Source organism: Flavobacterium sp. UBA7680 (assembly GCF_002482975.1).
Classification (GTDB): Bacteria; Bacteroidota; Bacteroidia; order Flavobacteriales; family Flavobacteriaceae; genus Flavobacterium.
The window spans coordinates 1-4,763 of the sequence record NZ_DLHA01000060.1 but is presented as its reverse complement, the minus strand read 5'-3'; the positions used below and the strand labels follow the sequence as shown (position 1 = coordinate 4,763).

General features: G+C 35.8%; 3 protein-coding genes. 1 reads left to right on the top strand and 2 read right to left on the bottom strand.

All coding sequences use genetic code 11. The annotated features are described in order from the left end of the window. A partial coding sequence (locus tag B3C18_RS25445; protein ID WP_291153567.1) for an IS3 family transposase occupies positions 1-151 on the top strand: 151 nt, incomplete at its 5' end. Between the two features lie 189 nt (positions 152-340). On the opposite strand, the gene B3C18_RS25440 is transcribed toward B3C18_RS25445, so the two are convergent. Together B3C18_RS25440 and B3C18_RS25435 are read right to left on the bottom strand one after the other, a co-directional pair. Further along, complete coding sequence (locus B3C18_RS25440) at positions 341-1,831, bottom strand: hypothetical protein (RefSeq protein WP_291153565.1); 1,491 nt, start codon at positions 1,829-1,831, stop codon at positions 341-343. 42 nt (positions 1,832-1,873) lie between these two features. After that, on the bottom strand, positions 1,874-3,682 hold the full coding sequence (locus B3C18_RS25435) for a T9SS type A sorting domain-containing protein (protein WP_291153563.1): 1,809 nt from the start codon (positions 3,680-3,682) through the stop codon (positions 1,874-1,876). Positions 3,683-4,763 lie beyond the last annotated feature (1,081 nt).

The window sequence follows — 4,763 nt, the reverse complement described above, 5'->3', positions numbered from 1 at the left end:
TAAATATAAGACTAAAGAGAAAGCAGAAAAATCAATAACCGATTATATCGAGAACTTTTACAACACCTGCAGAAGACATTCTGCACTCGGAAACTTAACGATCGAAGAGTTTCAGAATCAGCAGCCAATTAAATTGGACTTTCTCTTTTAAAGCCTATTATTCCTAATCACAAAGTTAAGTCTAAATTAATACTTTGTACAACAAAAGTTTTAAAAGTACAACACAAGTCTTTCCATTTTCTTAGTAAGATTTAACAGATATATTCAAATATAAACTTGTAATAATTTAGTTCGTTAACACATGAACGTCAATTTATAATTTCAAAAAAGTCATTTACCGTTATTTTATTGTAAGTGTCATATTAGGGACGACAATATCTCCATTACTTCCAGTATAACGCTGAGCAAAAACTTCGATATAATCATTGTTAACTAATTCTGTAGTTGCATTTAATGGCAGCACAATAATATCACTTGCAGCCAGTCCTCTTCCATAAATTTTATATTGACTTATCGCAGTTCCGTTTTTAGCAATATAAATTATGTACGTACCGGCGGCAGGCACTTGAAAAGAGATTGATCCTCCAATTTGGAAAATTCTTTTCTTTTTTCCCTGATATCGTAATCGATTGGCAGCATCAGTTGAAAATCTAAATAAATTCGAATAGGTTGTCAAAGGAGTTCCAGAACCTACTTTTACTATATTACTTGGATTAAGGTTATTTGTAAAACCCACTCCAAGTCCACTTCCAACAGTATAATCCATCGCAAAATCTCCTACTGCATTGGCATCAGATTCATTCGGAATTCCACCTGCTCTTACACTCCAGCTGTTATTAAAATTAAATCCTGTATACGATCCTGTTGTATAGCCTTTTACATATCCTGCTGTGTTTGAACCTGTAAAAACAACAGATTCTAATACAGCATCTCCAGAAATAGAAAGTCCGGCTGTAGAAACATCAAATCCTATCGCGGTACCATCAACCTGACTAAAACCACCTTGTTTTTCTACTAATGTAAATGTTCCGGTTAGTTTTTCGTAGGTTCCTGCATTATTGCCAAACCAGCCCTGATTACTTAATAACAGCTGCGTTATATTATTGTAAGTGATACCGGTTGTATTTCCTGCAAATTGAACAATACTAAGAAAAACCAATCCAAAACCAGATATACTCCCAACACTGGCGGAGTTGGCAACGACACAGTCCCTAAAAACTAAATTTTGGGCTGCAGTTCCACTTAGGTTAAAAACACTTCCGGTTGCTGCTCTAATTGTAACATTTTTTATATTTCCGCCTGTAGCACCTTCAAAAATATTTCCTGTCGTTCTAAGTATAATATCCTCATTTGAATCTAAGCCTTGAACGTACGCATTATTAATGTCTATTGGAAAATTGAATGTAACAAGACCATTTATTTCATACAATGTATTCGAGTTTAAAAGATATTTAGTTCCACCGCCGTTTGTCAGTTCTGCTGCGAGAACAGTTGCTAAATTATCTGTAGATCGAATACGTTTAAAATTTAATCTGGGATTTACACCGCTGCTCACCACTAACCATGAAGTTGTACCCGAAGAATAATAGTAAAAAGCTTTTAAATCGGTATCATAAACAATTAATCCATCGGCAGGAGATGTTATTGCCACTTTTTGAGCAGTTGTCATTCTGGGAGTCAGCAAACCCTGTGTAGTTGAGGTAATATCTAATACAGAACTTGCATCAGGCGTAATTGTTCCAATTCCTATTTGTGCATTTGCTATAAATGATAAAAAGATAAAAACTAGTAGTAATAATGTTTGGTAATTTTTTGAGGCTGTATTTTTCATAATTTCAGGTTTTAGAGAGTTGAAAAGCAATAAAAAACATTATTAATTTCCTGTATTAGAAATGATTACTTTTTGAGCTATTTTTTCATTATCAACAGTTATGAAAGTCGCAATATAAACTCCGGAACTTAGGCCGGAAGTAGAGAAACTATAGTTTTCTTCGGCACCCAGATTCTCTTTAAATTGTACCGTTTTACCAGCAATATCGTAGAGGTAAAAGGATTTAAATCGAATAAAATCCGGATTAGAAGCTTTTAATAAACGGTTTGAATTGTCCTGCATAATGAAAAAATTACTTTTAGTTTCTTCATTTGTGCCCAGTGTTTTGTCTGTGAAAGTAATTTTGAAACGATCAGGGAATACGCCTGCCGGAATTGTAACTTCATAATTCCCGGTTTTAATATTATGATACGATGCATCTGAGGCATCATATAAAAATACATTTTGCGCAGGGTCGAAGTTTATAACCTCGGGAATATAAAACTTAAGAGTGGTGCTTGCCTCAGCCTTTACGTTTAAAGGAATTTGTTTGGTAACGTCAAAATTAGTACCCGTAATAATATAATTTTTTCCTTCCATCAAAAAGAAAGTATCACTAGGAAAATTGTCCATGCTTACAGCGTCAAGGCCTCTGTCAACCCCGTCAGTAGCTTCGGGCAAAAAAGCAAGAGCCAGCTGTCTGGTAAATTCGTTGTTGATAATAGCATTTATTCTGATGTGCGGAATATCATTTGATGCTTCGGCTTCTGCAGTTTTAGCCGTTTCTTCACTTTTTGCTGCAATGTTGTTTTTTGCAGGTTTTTCAAATTGCGATAAACCTTCGCCTTCTTTATAAAATACTCGATATGAATTTCTAAATGTGACAGTTCCGTTTGCAGCTCCTTTAATCACAAAACCCTGCCCAATAGGCGTGTATTTGCGCTGACGCATAAATCCGGATGAAGTACCAACATTATTTAGTGAACCATCTCCCTTATAACTATTAAAAGTGGCAGGAACATAAATACCGTTTGACCCTAAACTTCCGGGCGAATAAGTGGCGTAACCGCCTCTGTAAGCACGAATTAAATGAGAATTTACGGTTTTGTCCTGTTCCCAGAAATAAGCAATTCCCGTACAGGCATTATTTAGCGGATCTAGCAAAAAAGCATTTAAATGTAAAGCAGACGGGTACGGATTTCCGGTTAAGGTAGAGGCATTGGCTGCGCCAACAGTAACGGTAATATTTCCGTCATTTGGTTTTCCTCTAAAATCATAACGCTGAGCGCCAGTTCCACCGGGATTATTTGCTCCTGTTCCTTCAGGATCTACAGCATCAGTCCCGCTGGTTCCTTTCATGGTAAAACCTTCACCGGGTGCAAGCGTAGTTGTAGTTCCCACCTGAACCCACTGCGAATAACTATTGGCATTGGTCAATTTATAAATCCATCGGGATGCGATAGAAAGCGGATTTGCAATTCCGTCATAATTGGCTAACGGAAGAATGGTTACAGCAGTCGAAGCAGTTGAAGTCGTTGGTCTGTTCAGCAGCGTAATACCAAAATTTTGATTGCCGGTTGCTGCGACATTTGTACCTACTGGAGAACACCAGTAATTATAGTCAAAATTATCAGCACTTCCTTCCTGATAAACAGAGATAATTCCGGTTCCTACATTAGTTGAATTTGCTGTTGTACCTTGAACCAGCTGTGATAAATTACGCAGATATAAGTGTGAATTTGCTGCTAAATTTATATCCTGCTGCACGAAAAGAATCTGGCTTTTTACATACACGGGAGTACTTGCTCCAACATAAATCTGTCCAAAACTTTGAATAGAAATGATATAAATTAAGAAGGTAAATTTTTTCATTAATCATTGCTTTTTATTAGTACTAGAATTAATTAGTAGGATTAATAGATTTAAGTTTTTACTGACTATCCGTAAAACAGCATGAAGATCATTACATCCAGCCCATCATTCAGACAGTCTATGGAAGTTATATCATCAAAGCAAAGCGAGCTCATGACTGGCCGTAAATATAACTTTAAATATAATAAAAATCTTATATAATATTATAAAAATATTACACAATTACCATAAGAGACATTCTTTACTTCGAAGTTTCCCCAACCTATCACCAGACTTATAAAATTACTTTTCTTATTTAAGAAACATTAAATTAAAAATGATGAATGCAGCAAAAATGGTGGGATTGTGCTTATAGTATCAGTCTGGCCGAAGGCTAAGCGGAATGGCATCAACAGGTTCTAAGATCAATGACAGGGATAAAACTGACCCAACTGATTGGACAATATGCCCAGAAGTACTACCTAAAAAACAGCGTTAAAGCCAGCTTAACGGAAACGGTAAAGAACTACGAAGAATACTTGCCAAATTATATACCCTGCCACAATCTTATTATTTACTCAAACCATTTGGTTTTGAGCATTTCATAAAAGCAATTAACAAAACAATTGATAATGCTCAAAATAAAAAATGGAGTTGATACCTTATTTGCGACTAAAAACTTAGGCTTTGCTTATCTAAAGTGGTAAAAAAGAAGCTTATAAAGCTTGAATGGAGTTGATACTTTATTTGCGACTAAACGCTTAGGCAGTGTTTATCTGAGGCAGTAAAAAATGAGGATATATTGCCTAAAATTTCTGACTGGCAGCTAATTTTATTCCTGCTAATTTTAACAGCATGAAAAATACGAGGAGAACCTTTACTTTAGGCTTTAAGATTCTGGCCGCTTCCATGAGCATCCACTGCGGAAGAGTCTGTGACGTGGCAAGAGAACTCAACATCAGTACAAGTAACCTTCAGTACTGAAGAAGCTTTACCAAGAAGGCAGATTTACCATAAAGAAAACTTCAGCGGAAATATCCCATAAAAATGAGCTGCAGAAGCTTCGGAAACAGATAAGAGAATTAGAAATTGAAAGGGACAT